This window comes from Micromonospora sp. NPDC047557, assembly GCF_043205095.1.
Lineage (GTDB): Bacteria > Actinomycetota > Actinomycetes > Mycobacteriales > Micromonosporaceae > Micromonospora.
The window spans coordinates 1,247,906-1,262,552 of the sequence record NZ_JBIDDK010000001.1 but is presented as its reverse complement, the minus strand read 5'-3'; the positions used below and the strand labels follow the sequence as shown (position 1 = coordinate 1,262,552).

Here is a 14,647-nt window from a genome sequence, read left to right as displayed (position 1 = left end):
TCCTCCGGCGAAGGTCCGCTGCGCACATTAGCGTGCCCGGCCCGGCGGCGGGACCGTGGAGGTGGCGAAATGCGCAGGTCGCTCGCGTCGAACACGCAGAGTGACGGAAATGGCAGGCCTTGACCCTCCGTCCTACTGTGCGCTGGGTGACGGACCTACCACAGCAGACGTTCGACGACGCGACCGCCGTGCTCCGCTCGGCGCTGGCCGGCGATGGGGAAGCGGTGACAGGTGCGTTCGACGCCGTCGTCGACCGGGCCGGCCTGCCCGGCGCGTACGGGGTCGCCTGGTGCCTGGCGGCGACGATGGTCGGTGACGCCGCGCCGAGCACCGGATGCGCGCTGGACTTCCCGGGCATCGAGCAGGCGGACTACGACACCCGCTGGGTGGCTCGGTTCGTGAGCGCGTACGCCAACCGGGACGTGCCGACCGGGGAGGCCCTGTTCGGTGCGGCCGCGGCCGACGGGCTGCTCTCCGACTGCCTGCTCACGCTCGCCGGCTCGACTGTCGCCACCCTGCGCAGCCGCGCCGGCTGACCACGCCTTGCGGGGCGCGGCTCCCGTCGGACGCCGCGCCCGCACGGGCCGCTCAGAAGGCGTGGTACGCGACCAGCGGCTCGTACTCGTAGCGGACGCTCTCGAAGCGGACCCGGAAGTTGACCCCGTCCCGGACGTTGGTCGCCACGGTGACCCAGCCGGAGTTGGCCGGCAGGTAGGTCCAGTAGTTGCAGTTGCCGGTCTTGTCGATGAAGATCACGCAGGCGTCGGTGCCGTACGCGCTGGCGTTGCGCACGTTGATGTCGCGGCACCGGGTTGTGGTGCGGTACGGGCCGGCCTGGCCGCCGTAGCCGCCGGTCTGGAAGAACGAGCGAACCGCCCCGCCGTAACACGTGGCGAGCGGGGCGAAGAGGTTCGGCCCCGAGGTGACGTCGGTGGAGTCGGCTGCCTGAGCGGCCGGTGCGGCGGCCTGAGCGGCCTGGGCGGCCTGGGCGGGTGCGCCGGTAGCGAGCAGGGCGGCGGCCGTGGCGACGGCGAGCAGGCGGGCGGTCGGGGATGACATGCGTGCCTCCGGAAACAGTTAATTGACCGTCCGTATAGGACGGTCGAGCTGATCGTGACGATGATACTGATCGATCAATGCGCTGGTGGTCCCAGATCGTCCGCCGTGTGTGATAGCTCTGGGGGCATGTCCGAGGCCATGCTCAGCAAGGTGCGCAAGCTGCTCGCCCAGGCCGAGGACCCGGCCTGCACACCCGCCGAGTCGGCGGCCTTCACCGCCAAGGCCACCGAGTTGATCGCCCGCTATGGCGTCGACAGGGCGTTGCTCGCCGTCCGGGACCCGACCGCCGACTCGGTCGGCGACCGGGTGCTCGACATCGTCGCCCCGTACGCCCGGGACAAGGTGGGCCTGCTCGCCGCCGTCGCGGAGCCGCTGCGCTGCCGCTGCGTCCGCCGCCGGCAGGGCAACGGGTTCGCGGTGCACCTCTTCGGCTTCGCCAGCGACCTGGAACGGGTGGACCTGCTCTTCACCTCACTGCTCGTGCAGGCCGCACACGGCCTGGCCGCCACGGCGGTGCCCGCGGACGACCATCCGGCCGCCTTCCGGCGGTCCTGGCTCGCCGGCTTCGCGGAGGTGATCGGGGGCCGGCTCTGGGCGGCCGAGACGGCGGCGGCCGGCGAGTCGGGTGGCCCGTCGGTGGCGCTGGTGCTGGCCGACCGCTCCGACCGGGTGCAGCGACGGCTCACCGAGGAGTACCCGCGACTGCGAACCGCACCGGCACGCCGGCTCGGCGGCACGGGCTTCGGCTCCGGCGCGGAGGCCGGAAACCGCGCACACCTGGGCGGCCGCGACCTGGACGGCAGCCGGGTCGGTCGACAACTCGACCACTGACTGCTCAGGCGGCTTGTTGGCCGCGTGACACGGTGGCGAGATAGCGGGTGAGCAACTCGTGCCAGCCCGCCGTCAACGCCTTGCGGTACCCCTCGGCCGCCTCGCCGTGCCGGTCGAAGTGTCGGTGCTCCAGCTCCACCCGGGTCCGTTCCGGCCCGTCGGGAAGGAACAGCACCTCGACCTCGCTCGCCTTCGCCGGATCCGGCACCGGCACCCGGTCCGGACCGAGCTGCCAGGCGAAGACCAGCCGCCGGGGTGGATCCCACGTGAGCACCCGTCCCCAGTCGGCGCGGAAGCCGTACGGGCCGATCTCGTAGAGCATGCCGCCGGCCCGTGGCTCCATACCCAGCTCGGCGAGGGCCTCCGGACCGGACCACGTGTACTCGGTGACCCACCAGTCGGTCAGCTCATCGGTGAAGACGGCGAACGCCCGCTCTGCGGAACCCGGGACGAGGAGGCTGCACCGTAAGGAGAACCGCTCCAGGTCCTGCCGGATGTCGGCCGGATCAGCCATCCCCTGTCCCATAGGCCCGGACCATACCGGCTGATGCCTCGGTGTGCAGCTTCGCGAGGTGCCCGGTTCCAGACAGTGGGTTGCCGAGCCGTCACGCACGGGATGCCCCGCCGGAAAGCGGGTAACCGCGCCGAACGGCCCGGACGACCGGGTTGGGGTACGGGAGCGGGAGAGCATGAGCGAGAACGCGCAGCAGCGGAATCCGGACCGGGACGTCGACGCCGGGGACCCGGACGTCCTGCTCGATATCCCGAATGTGTCGGTCGACTCGATCCGGCTGGTCGTGGACGGGCTGGACGCCGACATCTCGCTGCGCGCCCGGTTGGCCAACCTGCTCCAGCTCGACGCCGGCGTACGGGTCCACCTGCACGGCGTCGAGCTGGACATCGACGGGGTGCACGCCGAGGCGCAGCTGCGGGTACGCCTGGAGCAGCTGGTGACACTCCTGGGCCGGGCACTCGACACGATCGACAACAACCCGCAGGTCATCGAATCCCTGGCCCGGGCGGGCAGCGGTGCGCTCGACGACGTCAACCGCAGCACCCAGCAGTTGGCCGCCGGCGCCGCCGAGGTCACCGCCCTGGCACAGCACTCCGGCGTACGCGACGAGCTGGCCCGGCAGGCGGGTGTGCCAGGCGCCCTCGGCGACCAGCCGCGAACACGACCCGCCCGCCCGGCGGAGCCGCGCCCAACGGAGTCCGGGCCGGCGGGGTCTCGCCCAGTGGAAGGTCAACAGCCGGAGTCGCACCGGGCGGAAGGTCAGCGGCCGGAGTCTCGGTTGCAGGGCCGGTGGCCGGTGGACGGGGCCTCCACGCAGGCGCACCCGACCTCCGCGGGGCAGGGGTTTGAGGGGCAGCGGCCGCCCGAGGGCCAGGACCGGCAGCAACCGGGTGGTGGTCCGGGGGGAGACCGATCCGCTCCGGCTGCTTCGTCGACCGGGAAGCCCGCCGGTCAGCCGGGTGGCGAGCCAACCCCCGGTCCTGGTGAGTCCCGGGCGTCCGGCGGCGGTAATCAGGCCGGCCAGGACGGCGGCGGTGGCAAACCCGCCGGGCAAGCCGCTGGCGGCCAGGGCGGCGCTGGCCAGGGCGCTGGCGGTCAGGGCGGCGCTGGCCAGGGCGCTGGCGGTCAGGGCGGCGCTGGTCAGGGCGCTGGCGGTCAGGGCGGCGGTGGCCAGGGCGGAAGCGACCAGGCTGGGGACGGCCAACGCGGCGGTGGCCAGGGCGGTGGTGGCCAGGGTGGCGGCGGTGTTTCGAGTGGGGCGCATGCCGCAGCTCAGAGCGCGGCGCAACTCGCCGAGCAGGCGGGAGAGACCCTGCGGCAGGCCGGGCGCAGCGTGTGGGAGGCGATCCAGGGCGGGATGGCCCAGCACCGTCAACAGGGCCGCCGCGACCAGTGACCACCGCCCAGCGCGGCCGACACGGTTGATCGACTCGGGTTCGGCGATATCGCGGTATCCCGGTCGCTGCGATACCCCGACTTCGCCGAAGGCGAGTCGATCAAGGGTCAGGCCGGGCGATGAAGGACCAGGCCGGGCGATCACGGGCGCAGGCCGGGCGATCGCGGGGCCAGGCGGGGCGATCACGGGGTAAGGCCAGGCAGGCCGCGCCGGATAAGCAGAACGCCGACCGCGTTTCCGCTGGTCGGCGCTCCTGTAGCCCGGCGAAAGGCTATGTGGCCAGGGGCGGGGTCGAACCGCCGACCTTCCGATTTTCAGTCGGACGCTCGTACCAACTGAGCTACCTGGCCGTGTTGCTCGGCTCATGCTACCCGCCAACCGGATGAACCGCTGGCAGGGTCACCTGCTCCGATACGCAGAACGCCGCGCGAGGCGCGGCGTCAGCGCTGCGGTCCTGACGGGACTTGAACCCGCGACCTCCGCCTTGACAGGGCGGCGAGCACTCCAACTGCTCCACAGGACCTAGCTTGTGTTGCTCCGGCTTGCGCCGGTCGTGCCCCCAACGGGATTCGAACCCGTGCTACCGCCTTGAAAGGGCGGCGTCCTGGGCCGCTAGACGATGAGGGCGGCCCCGCCATCATTGCACATTCGCAACTTCAAGCGGACTTGCTCCCATCCGGCCCCGCCGGAGGCTTGGAAAGCATACGTGATGCCTGGCTGGTCGACAAAACCGGTATCGCTGGAGCCGTTGTGCACCGCATAACCACAGGTCAGAGCCAATCTAGCGGAGGCGGGTGATGCCGAAGCGGTGCTTCAGGTCGGCGATCAGGTGCGGGCAGGCAGCGAGCGTCGCAGCCCGGTTTCCGCCCCCGTCGTGCAGCAGCACGATGGAACCGGGACGCGCCGCGTTGTGGACCCGCTTGGAGATCGTGGCGGCGGTCGGCTTGTCCCAGTCCTGTGGGTCGACGGCCCAGTGCAGCGGGCGCATGCCGAGCTCCTTCGCCACGGCCAGAACCTCCGGTGTCCACCGGCCACCGGGTTGCCGGTAGAAGGACACCGGTGTGCCCGGGGAGGCCGCCTGGATGGCCTTGTTGGTGCGGACCAGGTCGGCCCTGATGTCTGCCACCGGTCGGCGGGCGAGGTCGAGGTCGTGCCGCCAACTGTGGTTGCAGAGCTGATGCCCCTCCCGGACGATCCGTCGGATCAGCTCCGGGTGCCGCTGGGCTTCGAGGCCGACGACGCAGAAGGTGGCCGTCACGTGGGCCGACCGCAGCTGGTCGAGCACCTTTGGGGTCCAGGCCGGGCTGGGCCCGTCGTCGAAGGTCAACGCCACGGGGCGTACGCCGGTGGTGCGCCGCAGCCCGGCTGGGAGCTTCGCCGGCAGCGGTCGCAGGGGCGGCTTCGGTGGCTTGGTGTGGGTGGGGCTCGGCGACGGGGTGGGCGTCGGTGTGGGCGGGGCCGTCGGGGTGGTCGACTCGACGGGCTGGGACCCGCCAGCGGCGTGGATGGTGCTGTCTGGCTGAGCGCAACCGGACAAGACCAGCACCACGGCGAGGACGGACGCCAGGGCGGCGCGGGCTTGCATCTGTTCGCTCCCGGGGGTCGGGGCAGGCGGACCCTCCGACGGTAGTGGAAGCGAGTGGGGGACCGACAGTCCGGTCACGCCTCCCGCGACTGGTCCAGCGAGTCACGGACCGCCATCGCGAGCGAGACCGCCTCGGCCAGGTCGACCGGCCGGACCACCCCGGCGGGCAGCGTGTCGGCCCGCCAGCCGGGGCCGGCGGCGAGGATCAGCAGCGGGCGGCGGGGTGCCGCGAGCAGCGCGCTGAGCTGGGCCGGGTCGGCCGTGGCCCGGGTGTGTGACCAGAGCACCACGGCGGCCGGGCCGGTGCGGTTGACCGCCTCGACGAGGGCGGCCACCGGCACCCGGGCACCCAGCATCCGGTAGCTCACCCCGGCCTCGGCGAGCGCGGCGGCCAACGCTTCCAGGGGGAGGGTGTGCTGTTCCTCGTCGGCGCAGGAGAGCAGGATCCGGGCGGGGCCGCTGGGCGCGTTGGCCTGGCTGGCTGCCGCGAATGCCTCCGACACGCACCGGGAGACCAGGTGTTCGACCTCGATCAGGCCGGAGGTGGCGGCGTGCCGGTCACCGATGCCGGCGAGCACGGGGCGTAGCAGGGTCTCCCAGGTGGCGACGACGCCGCTGGCGGCGATCGTGTGCGCGATGGTCTCGTTGATCGCCGCGGCGTCCAGGCGCATGGCGGCGCGGGCCAGGCCCCGGGCGGCCGGGCCCGCGCGGCCCACCGGGATGGCGCCGCCACCGTCGCGGCCGGGCGGGCGGATCCGGCTGCGGGTGACGGTGTCCACGGACGTCCGGTCGGGTGCCTGCCGCGCCCACCGGGCCGCCTCGGCCGGGCTCACGCCCTCGGCGGTCAACCGCCGCATGGTTTCGAGGCGGGCCAGGTCGGCGGGGGTGTACCGGCGGTGGTGGCCGGGCACGTGCTCGCTGGGCCCGAGCCCGTAGCGCTGGTGCCAGGTGCGCAGCGTGGTGACCGCGACTCCCAGCCGGCGCGCGACGGCGCCCGCGCTCAGCGCCTCATCGGCCACCCGACCGCTCCGCCGCGTCATCCGCCGACGATCCGGCCGGGGTCGTGGTGGAGCCGGGGGCGCCCGACGGAGCACCCGAGGGGCGCAGCAGTCGGTTCACCACCCCGCCCAGCCAGGGTGCGTACGACCGGGGGTCGCGGTCGAGTTCGGCCTCCAGGGCGGCCGGGTCGGCCCAGCGCAGCTCGGCCACCTCGTCCGGGTCGGGTCGCAGCGGGGCGGCGGGCAGGAACTCGCCGCGCAGCACGTGGTCGTACTCGAATTCGACGCGACCGGAGGTCGGGTCCTCGGCGTAGTAGACGTAGACGCCCACCTCGGTCAGCTCGACCGGGCCGGTGCCCAGCTCCTCCTTCAGCCGTCGGTTGGCCGCCTCGGTCAGCGATTCGCCGGGGCGCGGATGGCCGCAGCAGGAGTTCGCCCAGCGCAGCGGGAAGCGGGTCTTGACCGCGGCCCGTCGTTGCAGCAGCACCTGGCCGTCCGGGTCGATCAGCAGCACCGAGAAGGCCCGGTGCAGTTGCCCCGGCGGCTGGTGGGCGGCGGCGACGGTGGTGTCGCCGCGGGGCTGCCCGCGGTCGTCGACCAGTTCGACGAGATGGTCCTCGCGGCTCGTCATCGGCCTTCTCCGGTGATCCGGCCGGCGGCCAGCTTGCCGGAGATCAGCACCATCGGTACGCCCACGCCGGGCTGGGTGCCGGAGCCGACGAAGACCACGTTCGACAGGTCGCGGTGCAGGTTCGACGGGCGGAACGGCCCGGTCTGGAAGAGGGTGTGCGCGGCGGCGAACGGGGTGCCGGCGGCCATCCCCTGCTCCGCCCATTCGGCGGGGGTGATCGCCTGCAACACCTCGACCCCGGCGCCGAAGCCGACGTACCCGCGCTCCTCCAGCGTGCTGATCAGCTGGTCGCCGTAGCGCCTGGTCAGGTCGCCGCGCCACTCGAACGGCGCCCGGTCGAGGTTGGGCACCGGCGCGAGCACGTAGTAGGTGTGTCGGTCGGGTGGGGCCACCGACGGGTCGGTCCGGCTGGGGTTGGTCACCAGCAGCGACGGATCGGTCATCAGCTCGCCTCTGCGGATGACCTCATCGAAGGTGCCCTTCCACGCGCGTCCGAAGTGGATGTTGTGGTGGGCGATCTTCGCATATCCCTGTCGTGAGCCGACGTGCAGGACGACGCAGGAGGGTGAGTAGGTGAGGCGTCGCGCGGGCGCGGCGGGGAGCAGGTCCCGGTAGGCGACCGGCAGGTCCGGGTTGAGCACCACGACGTCCGCCGGCACGAGCTCGCCGTCGGCGGTGAGCACGCCGGTGGCCCGGCCGTTCGCGGTCTGAACCTGGGTCACTGTGGTGTCGTACCGGATCTGCACGCCGTGCTTCTCGGCCGCGCCGGCCATCGCCCGGGAGACCGCGTGGATGCCCCCGCGGGGGAAGTAGACACCGGCCACCGAGTCGAGGTACGCGATGACCGCGTAGATGGCCAGCGCGTCGTGCGGGGCGAGCCCGGCGTACATCGCCTGGAAGGAGAAGATCCGCTGGGTACGCGGGTCCCGGAAGAACTGGTTGATCTTCGTCTGGAGGCGGCGGAAGGCCCCGCCGGTGAGCAGCTTGAGCAGGTTGCCGGTGATGAGGTCGGTGGGCGCGTCCAGGTTGCGCTCGATGAAGTCGGCCCGCTCCAGCCGCCACAGCTCCCGGGCGTAGTCGACGAAGCGCAGGTAGCCGTCGGCCTCCCGGGGCCCGCAGACCCGGGAGATCTCGGCTGCCATCCGGGTGGTGTCGGTGAGCACGTCGAGGGTCGAGCCGTCCGGGTAGTACGCCCGGTAGGCCGGGTCGAGCGGGGTCAGGTCGAGCCAGTCGTGCAGCTCCTCGCCGACCGCCCCGAGCGCCTCGGCGATGAGGTCGGGCATGGTGAGCACGGTGGGGCCGGTGTCGAACTCGTACCCACCCACGGAGAGTCGGCCCGCGCGCCCGCCGGGGACCGGCTCGCGCTCCAGCACCGTCACCTGTCGGCCGCTGCCGGCCAGGTGCAGCGCGCAGGCCAGCCCACCCAGCCCGGCGCCGACGACCACCACCCGGTCCGTCCGTCCCGTCACCGTCCGCACGTGACCACCTCCTCGTGAGAATCGCTCATCAGGCCCGCCGGCTGGTGGCGGCGGCGGCCAACCCGGTCAGCGCGGTACGCGCCGTCCGGTCCACGGGCGCGCTGTCGAGCGCGGCCAGGGCGTCGCCCACCCGCTCGGCGATCATCCGCTCCACCCGCGCCACCGCGCCGGTCTCGGCGACCAGGTCGGCGAGCCGGGCGACCGGCGCCCCGTCGGCCCGCTCCAGGGCTCGGAGCTGGCCGGGCGTGGCCAGTTGGCGCGCCAGCATGAGCAGCGTGGTCGGCTTGCCGGTGCGCAGGTCGTCGCCGGCCGGCTTGCCGGTTGCCGCCGGGTCGCCGTAGACGCCGAGCAGGTCGTCGCGGAGTTGAAAGGCCTCGCCGACGGCCAGGCCGTAGCGGGTGTACGCGGTGACCAGCGCGGCGTCGGCGGTCACCCCGGCCAGGCAGGCGCCGAAGAGCAGTGGTCGCTGCACCGTGTAGCTGGCGGTCTTGTAGCGGGCCACGCGTAGTGCCCGGTCGACCGACCAGTTGCTCGGGTCGTTCTCGCCGAGCACGTCCAGGTACTGCCCGGCGACCGTCTCGACGCGCATCTGGTCGTAGCAGCGGCGGACCTCGAACAGCCGGGCCGGGGTGATGGTGGCGCGAGCGAGCAGCTTGTCGGCCCAGACCATGCAGAGGTCGCCGATGAGCACGGCGGCCGCCTCGCCGAACCGGTCGGGGTCGCCCCGGTGGCCGGCGGCGACGTGCTGCGCGGCGAGCGCGACGTGTGCGGTGGGCCGGCCGCGGCGGGTGGTGGAGGCGTCCATCACGTCGTCGTGCACCAGCGCGAAGGTGTGCAGCAGTTCGAGGGAGGCCAGCGCGGGCAGGACCGGTGGGAGGGGCTCGGTGCCGCCGACCGCCCCGCGCCAGCCCCAGTAGGCGAACGTGGACCGGATCCGCTTGCCGCCGGCCAGCACGGCTTCGCGGGCGGCGGACGCGAAGCCGCCCATCGCCGCGTCGATCTCGGTGAGTGCGTCGACCTCGGCGGTGAGGAAGGTGGAGAGGGTCTCGTCAACCGCCGTGATCAGGTCCTGGGTGTACGCGGCCAGGACGGCGCGGACCGGATCGTCCCTGTCGCCCGGCCCGGTCGGCGCCACACGGGTCGCGTTGCCCGCTACTGCGTCGTTGGCCATGTTGGCGAGCGTACCCTAGGGTACGAGTTGCGTCGATTGGTGCGTCGATAATTGAGGAGGGCCGGTGGACACGAATCTCACCGCTGCCTATGACCGGTGTCGTGAGCTGCACAAACGGCACGGGCGTACCTACTATCTCGCCACCCGGTTGCTTCCCGCGTGGAAACGACGGCATGTGCACGCCCTCTACGGATTCACGCGGTACGCCGACGAGATCGTCGACCGCACCGAGGACCTGCCACCGGCCGAGCGGGCCGCCCGGCTCGACGACTGGGCCAGCCGGTTCGTGGCCGGTCTGCACGGAGCGCCGGTCGACGACCCGCTGCTGCCGGCAGTGCTGCACACGATCGCCATCTTCGATCTCGACCGGGACGACTTTGCGTCGTTTCTGAAGAGCATGGCGATGGACCTGACCGTCGCCTCGTACGCGACGTACGACCACCTGCTCGACTACATGGAGGGCTCGGCGGCGGTGATCGGCACCATGATGCTGCCGATCCTGGGCAGCACCGATCCGGCGGCCGCCCGTGAGCCGGCTCGGCAACTCGGCTTCGCCTTCCAGCTCACCAACTTCATCCGCGACGTCGCCGAGGACCTCGACCGGGGTCGCACCTACCTGCCCGACGAGGACCTGGCGAAGTTCGGCGTGACCCGCGAAGACCTGGCCGAGGCCAGCGCCCGCGGGCGCGGAACGCCCCGGACGCGCGAGCTGATCGAGTACGAGGTGACCCGGGCGCAGGCGCACTACGCCGCCGCCGCGCCCGGCATCACCATGCTCGCGCCGGCGTCGCAGGCGTGCATGCGCACCGCGTACGCCCTCTATGGCGGCATCCTCGACGAGGTTGCCGCGCAGGATTACGACGTCTTCACCCGCCGGGCCCTGGTGCCGCAGCGGCGGCGGATGGCGGTGGCCGCCCGCGCTCTGCTCACCCCGACGGGCACCCCGGTCACGATCCCCGGGCCGACGGTCCAGCCGGCGGCCCGATGACGGCGGGCACCGCGATCGTGCTCTTCACCCGCGACCTGCGGGTGCACGACCACCCGGCGCTGGCCACCACCTGCGCGGCGTTCGACCGGGTGGTGCCGCTGTACGTGCTCGACCCGGCTCTGGCCGGCTTGTCGGCCAACCGCACCCGGTTCCTGCACCAGGCGCTCGCCGACCTGCGCGACGCGCTGCGCGAGCGCGGCGGCGACCTGGTGGTGCGGCGCGGCGACCCGGTGGCCGAGACGATCCGGTTGGCCGGCCAGGTCGGTGCCACCGCCGTGGCGCTCTCCGCCGACGTCAGCCGCTACGCCCGTCGGCGGGAGCGGCGACTGCGCGCCGAGTGCGAGCGGCACCGGCTGCGCCTGCGGCTCTTTCCGGGGCTGACGGTCGTCGAGCCGGGTGCGTTGCGCCCCGGCGGCGGCGACCACTACCGGGTGTTCAGCCCGTACCACCGGGCGTGGGCGTCCGCGCGGTGGCGCGAGGAGTTGGCCGCACCCCGCCGGATCACGCTGCCCGACGACGTGCGCGCGGGCCGGGTGCCTGCCCCGCCGGCCGGGGAGTCACCGGACGCGGCCGTCGGCGGCGAGCGGCTCGCCCGAGCGCGGCTCACCGACTGGCTGCCCGAGCTGAGCCGGTACGACGACCAGCACGACGACATGGCCGGCGACGACACCTCGCGACTCAGCCCGTACCTGCGCTTCGGCTGCGTGTCCCCGCTGGCGGTGGCCAACCGTGCCGGCGACCGGTCCGGGCCCTTCGTTCGGCAGGTCTGCTGGCGCGACTTCTACTACCAGGTCACCGCCGCGTTTCCGGAGATCTCGACGGCCGCCTACCGGCGGGGCGCCACCGAAGAGTGGCGCTACGACGACGACGCCCTGTCGGCCTGGGCCGAGGGGCGGACCGGAATGCCGATCGTGGACGCCGGGATGCGGCAGATGCGGGCGCAGGGTTGGCAGCACAACCGGGCGCGGCTGATCACCGCCGGCTACCTGACCAAGCACCTGGGGCAGGACTGGCGGGCCGGTGTCGCGGTGTTCTTCCGCTGGCTGCTCGACGGGGACGTGGCCAACAACTCGGGCAACTGGCAGTGGGTCGCCGGCACCGGCAACGACACCAAGCCGTACCGGGGGTTCAACCCGGTCCGGCAGGCCGAGCGGTACGACCCGGCCGGCGACTACGTGCGCCGCTGGGTGCCGGAGCTGTCGGAGGTGCCGGGCAAGGCCATCCACCAGCCGTGGAAGCTGCCCGACGACCTCCGCCGCACGCTGGACTACCCGCCGCCGCTCTCCGTGCCCGGCACCGATCCGGTCTGGCTGCGCTGAGGCGACGATGCGTCAGAGCACCGAGTGCAGGGCCTCGGCCAGCTCGTCGACCCGGTCGTGTTCCGCGAGCCGCGCCGTGACGTACGCGAGGGCGTAGCCGCGCTCCGGGTCGGCCCACGCGCTGCTGCCACCGAGCCCGCCCATGCCCCAGCTGCCGTCCGGCTCCCACTGCATACCCAGCGTCCACCGGGCCCGCCGGTCCAGCACCAGGTCCGGCCCGTCGTACTGGACCCGGGTGGCCTCGTCGACGAGGCCGGGGCTGAAGAGCCGTACGCCGTCCAGGACGCCACCGGCCAGCAGGCCGGCGTAGAGCCGCGCCAGGCCGGCGGCGGTGGCGTGCAGGTTGACCGCCGGTATCTCGGCGCCCCGCCACAGCGGGCTGTTCAGCACGGCCAGGTCCAGTCCGCCGGCTGGGTTGTCCATCGCCCGCGCCCGCAGTGAGCCGGGCTCGCCGAGCTTCCGGCTCGGCCACTGTGGGTCGCCGTAGCGCAGGTCCGCGCAGCGCCGCTGGTCCGCCTCGGCCAGCCCGAAGCCGAGGTCGAGTTGCCACGGGCCGGCGACCTCGTCGGCCAGGAAGCGCCCCACGCGGCGGCCGTCGACCCGGCGGACCAGCTCGCCCACCAGGTGGCCGTACGTCCAGGCGTGCTCTCCGGCCAGCGACCCGGGTGGCCACTCGGGGTCGGCGGCGGCCAGGTCGCCCGCGAGCAGAGCCCAGTCGGCGATGGCGGCCGCCGGCCGGGGCACCGGAAAGGCCGGCAGCCCGGCGGTGTGCGACAACACCTGCCGCACGGTGGCCGGGGTGCGGAACTCCGGCCAGTACCTCTCGACGGGCGAGTCGAGGTCGACCCGTCCCCGGTCGACGAGCAGCAGCAGGCAGAGCGCGGCCACCGGCTTGCCGACCGAGTAGACGTTGACCAGCGTGTCCGGCCGCCACGGTTGGTCGGACGGCCCGTCGGCGGTCCGGGAGCCGCCGACCAGGTCGAGCACCGGCTGGCCGTCGTACCAGACGGTCAGGCTGGCGCCGGACTCCCGGCCGGAGGCGAGCAGGTCGTGGAAGCAGTCCCGGACGGGGTCGAAGCGTGCAGGCATCGGATCACCGTAGGCGGTCCGACGGCATGACCGCGCCGACTTTTCCCGACCCCGGTGGTCGGCGAGAGACCGCTGGGGGATGCTGTTCCGATGGCGGAGCCGGAGCTGGTGGACGTGATCGTGGTGGGGCTCGGGGTCGGCGGCGAGGAGGTGGCCGGGCGGCTCGCCGAGGCCGGCCTCACCGTTGTCGGCGTCGAACGGGACCTCGTCGGTGGCGAATGCCCGTACTGGGGCTGCATCCCGAGCAAGATGATGATCAGGGCCGCCAACGCGCTGGCCGAGGCGCGTCGGGTCGACGGGCTCGCGGGCACGGCGCAGGTCCGTCCGGACTGGGCGCCGGTGGCGAAGCGGATCCGCGAGGAGGCCACCGACAGCTGGGACGACACGGTCGCGGTCGAGCGGTTCACCGGCAAGGGCGGCCGGTTCGTCCGGGGCAGTGGCCGGCTCGACGGCCCGGGTCGGGTCCGGGTCGGTGACCAGGTGTTCCAGGCCCGGCACGGTGTCGTCCTGGGCACCGGCACCCGGCCCTCGGTGCCGCCGATCGACGGCCTGGCCGACACGCCGTACTGGACCAACCACCAGGCGATCGAGGTCGAGCAGCTGCCCGAGTCGCTGCTGGTGCTCGGCGGGGGCGCCATCGGGCTGGAGCTGGCCCAGGTCTTCGCGCGCTTCGGCGTCCGCGTCACAGTGGTGGAGGCGCTGGACCGGGTGCTGGCCGTCGAGGAACCGGAGGCGTCCGAGGTGGCCGCCGCCGCGCTGCGCGCCGACGGCGTCGAGATCCACACCGGCGTACGGGCCGAACGGGTCGAGCACGATGGCGACCGGTTCATGCTGCACGGCGTCGGTGGGGCGGAGTTCACCGCCGAGCGACTGCTCGTGGTGACCGGCCGCCGCGCGCACCTGGAGGAGTTGGGGCTGGACACCGTCGGCGTGGACGCCACCCAGCGTTACCTGCCGGTGGACGACCGGCTGCACGTCACCGACGGCGTCTGGGCGGTGGGCGACCTGACCGGCGAGGGGGCGTTCACCCACATCGCCATGTACCAGGCGGGGATCGTCGTGGCCGATCTGCTGGCCCACGCCCGGGAGGCGACGGCGGGGGCCGACGCCAGCGGGACCGCCAGCGTCATCGGCGGTGCGATGGGCGCTTCCAGTTCGTTGGCCGCCAGCGGGTCGAGTGGGTCGGCCGGCACCGTGCCGCGCGCCGACTACCGCGCGCTGCCCCGGGTGACCTTCACCGATCCCGAGGTCGGGGCGGTCGGCCTGACCGAGCAGCAGGCCCGCGAGCGCGGCATCAACGTACAGGTCGGGTTCACCAGGCTGGGCAGCTCGACCCGTGGCTGGATCCACCGGGTCGGTGACGAGGGTTTCATCAAGCTCGTCGCGGACGCCGACCAGGGCGTGCTGATCGGCGCGACGTCGGTCGGCCCGGCCGGTGGTGAGGTGCTGTCCGCGCTGGTGGTGGCGGTGCACGCGGCCGTGCCGTTGAGTCAGCTGCGGCACATGATCTACGCGTACCCGACCTTCCACCGCGCCATCGAGGACGCGCTGCGCAACCTGTCCTGACGGCGCTGAACGGTGACAAGCC

General features: G+C 73.2%; 14 protein-coding genes and 3 tRNA genes. 6 read left to right on the top strand and 11 right to left on the bottom strand.

The features are described 5' to 3' along the window. Positions 1-146 precede the first annotated feature (146 nt). Positions 147-536, top strand: a complete 390-nt coding sequence (locus tag ACGGAQ_RS05910; RefSeq protein ID WP_354853507.1) for a hypothetical protein — start codon at positions 147-149, stop codon at positions 534-536. 52 nt (positions 537-588) lie between these two features. On the opposite strand, the gene ACGGAQ_RS05905 is transcribed toward ACGGAQ_RS05910, so the two are convergent. Then, complete coding sequence (locus ACGGAQ_RS05905) at positions 589-1,059, bottom strand: hypothetical protein (RefSeq protein ID WP_393044991.1); 471 nt, start codon at positions 1,057-1,059, stop codon at positions 589-591. 126 nt (positions 1,060-1,185) lie between these two features. Between ACGGAQ_RS05905 and ACGGAQ_RS05900 the strand changes: the two genes are divergently transcribed. Next, a complete protein-coding gene (locus ACGGAQ_RS05900; RefSeq protein WP_393044989.1) occupies positions 1,186-1,890 on the top strand; it encodes a DUF2786 domain-containing protein in 705 nt (234 codons plus the stop codon). Positions 1,891-1,894: 4 nt separating this feature from the next. On the opposite strand, the gene ACGGAQ_RS05895 is transcribed toward ACGGAQ_RS05900, so the two are convergent. Continuing rightward, positions 1,895-2,416 (bottom strand): SRPBCC family protein, encoded by a 522-nt coding sequence (locus ACGGAQ_RS05895; protein WP_393044987.1) that lies wholly within the window; start codon positions 2,414-2,416, stop codon positions 1,895-1,897. A 163-nt stretch (positions 2,417-2,579) separates the two neighbouring features. Between ACGGAQ_RS05895 and ACGGAQ_RS05890 the strand changes: the two genes are divergently transcribed. Then, positions 2,580-3,800 carry a hypothetical protein gene (locus ACGGAQ_RS05890; RefSeq protein ID WP_393044985.1) on the top strand — a complete coding sequence of 407 codons (1,221 nt, stop codon included), beginning with the start codon at positions 2,580-2,582 and terminating at the stop codon, positions 3,798-3,800. A gap of 276 nt (positions 3,801-4,076) precedes the next feature. Here ACGGAQ_RS05890 and ACGGAQ_RS05885 read toward each other — a convergent pair. From ACGGAQ_RS05885 to ACGGAQ_RS05850, 8 genes are all read right to left on the bottom strand, one after another. After that, positions 4,077-4,150 (bottom strand) — tRNA-Phe (locus ACGGAQ_RS05885). 99 nt (positions 4,151-4,249) lie between these two features. Next, positions 4,250-4,323, bottom strand: a tRNA-Asp gene (locus tag ACGGAQ_RS05880). Positions 4,324-4,354: 31 nt separating this feature from the next. Then, positions 4,355-4,427: transfer RNA gene (locus ACGGAQ_RS05875), tRNA-Glu, on the bottom strand. A gap of 154 nt (positions 4,428-4,581) precedes the next feature. Beyond that, positions 4,582-5,385: a polysaccharide deacetylase family protein gene (locus ACGGAQ_RS05870; RefSeq protein ID WP_393044983.1), complete on the bottom strand. Its 804-nt coding sequence runs from the start codon at positions 5,383-5,385 to the stop codon at positions 4,582-4,584. 74 nt (positions 5,386-5,459) lie between these two features. Further along, a complete protein-coding gene (locus tag ACGGAQ_RS05865) occupies positions 5,460-6,404 on the bottom strand; it encodes a MerR family transcriptional regulator (RefSeq protein ID WP_354853906.1) in 945 nt (314 codons plus the stop codon). Beyond that, on the bottom strand, positions 6,394-7,014 hold the full coding sequence (gene idi / locus ACGGAQ_RS05860; protein WP_393044981.1) for an isopentenyl-diphosphate Delta-isomerase: 621 nt from the start codon (positions 7,012-7,014) through the stop codon (positions 6,394-6,396). Before idi ends, ACGGAQ_RS05865 begins: the two co-directional genes overlap by 11 nt. After that, a complete protein-coding gene (crtI, locus tag ACGGAQ_RS05855; protein ID WP_354853527.1) occupies positions 7,011-8,492 on the bottom strand; it encodes a phytoene desaturase family protein in 1,482 nt (493 codons plus the stop codon). Before crtI ends, idi begins: the two co-directional genes overlap by 4 nt. A gap of 28 nt (positions 8,493-8,520) precedes the next feature. Next, positions 8,521-9,663, bottom strand: a complete 1,143-nt coding sequence (locus tag ACGGAQ_RS05850; RefSeq protein WP_393044979.1) for a polyprenyl synthetase family protein — start codon at positions 9,661-9,663, stop codon at positions 8,521-8,523. Positions 9,664-9,727: 64 nt separating this feature from the next. Here ACGGAQ_RS05850 and ACGGAQ_RS05845 point away from each other — a divergent pair, with 64 nt between their 5' ends. Then, positions 9,728-10,651, top strand: a complete 924-nt coding sequence (locus tag ACGGAQ_RS05845) for a phytoene/squalene synthase family protein (RefSeq protein WP_393044977.1) — start codon at positions 9,728-9,730, stop codon at positions 10,649-10,651. Continuing rightward, a complete protein-coding gene (locus ACGGAQ_RS05840) occupies positions 10,648-11,970 on the top strand; it encodes a cryptochrome/photolyase family protein (protein ID WP_393044975.1) in 1,323 nt (440 codons plus the stop codon). Before ACGGAQ_RS05845 ends, ACGGAQ_RS05840 begins: the two co-directional genes overlap by 4 nt. 12 nt (positions 11,971-11,982) lie before the next feature. Here ACGGAQ_RS05840 and ACGGAQ_RS05835 read toward each other — a convergent pair whose 3' ends face one another. Continuing rightward, positions 11,983-13,059 (bottom strand): serine hydrolase domain-containing protein, encoded by a 1,077-nt coding sequence (locus ACGGAQ_RS05835; protein WP_393044973.1) that lies wholly within the window; start codon positions 13,057-13,059, stop codon positions 11,983-11,985. A 90-nt stretch (positions 13,060-13,149) separates the two neighbouring features. On the opposite strand from ACGGAQ_RS05835, the gene ACGGAQ_RS05830 reads away from it, so the two are divergent. Continuing rightward, positions 13,150-14,625 (top strand): dihydrolipoyl dehydrogenase family protein, encoded by a 1,476-nt coding sequence (locus ACGGAQ_RS05830; protein ID WP_393044971.1) that lies wholly within the window; start codon positions 13,150-13,152, stop codon positions 14,623-14,625. Positions 14,626-14,647 lie beyond the last annotated feature (22 nt).

What these genes read in the sequence shown, in the direction of transcription:
- ACGGAQ_RS05905 (WP_393044991.1), bottom strand. Translation starts at nt 1,059, where the DNA reads ATGTCATCCCCGACCGCCCGCCTGCTCGCCGTCGCCACGGCCGCCGCC.
- ACGGAQ_RS05900 (WP_393044989.1), top strand. Translation starts at nt 1,186, where the DNA reads ATGTCCGAGGCCATGCTCAGCAAGGTGCGCAAGCTGCTCGCCCAGGCC.
- ACGGAQ_RS05895 (WP_393044987.1), bottom strand. Translation starts at nt 2,416, where the DNA reads ATGGGACAGGGGATGGCTGATCCGGCCGACATCCGGCAGGACCTGGAG.
- ACGGAQ_RS05890 (WP_393044985.1), top strand. Translation starts at nt 2,580, where the DNA reads ATGAGCGAGAACGCGCAGCAGCGGAATCCGGACCGGGACGTCGACGCC.
- ACGGAQ_RS05870 (WP_393044983.1), bottom strand. Translation starts at nt 5,385, where the DNA reads ATGCAAGCCCGCGCCGCCCTGGCGTCCGTCCTCGCCGTGGTGCTGGTC.
- idi (WP_393044981.1), bottom strand. Translation starts at nt 7,014, where the DNA reads ATGACGAGCCGCGAGGACCATCTCGTCGAACTGGTCGACGACCGCGGG.
- ACGGAQ_RS05850 (WP_393044979.1), bottom strand. Translation starts at nt 9,663, where the DNA reads ATGGCCAACGACGCAGTAGCGGGCAACGCGACCCGTGTGGCGCCGACC.
- ACGGAQ_RS05840 (WP_393044975.1), top strand. Translation starts at nt 10,648, where the DNA reads ATGACGGCGGGCACCGCGATCGTGCTCTTCACCCGCGACCTGCGGGTG.
- ACGGAQ_RS05835 (WP_393044973.1), bottom strand. Translation starts at nt 13,059, where the DNA reads ATGCCTGCACGCTTCGACCCCGTCCGGGACTGCTTCCACGACCTGCTC.
- ACGGAQ_RS05830 (WP_393044971.1), top strand. Translation starts at nt 13,150, where the DNA reads ATGGCGGAGCCGGAGCTGGTGGACGTGATCGTGGTGGGGCTCGGGGTC.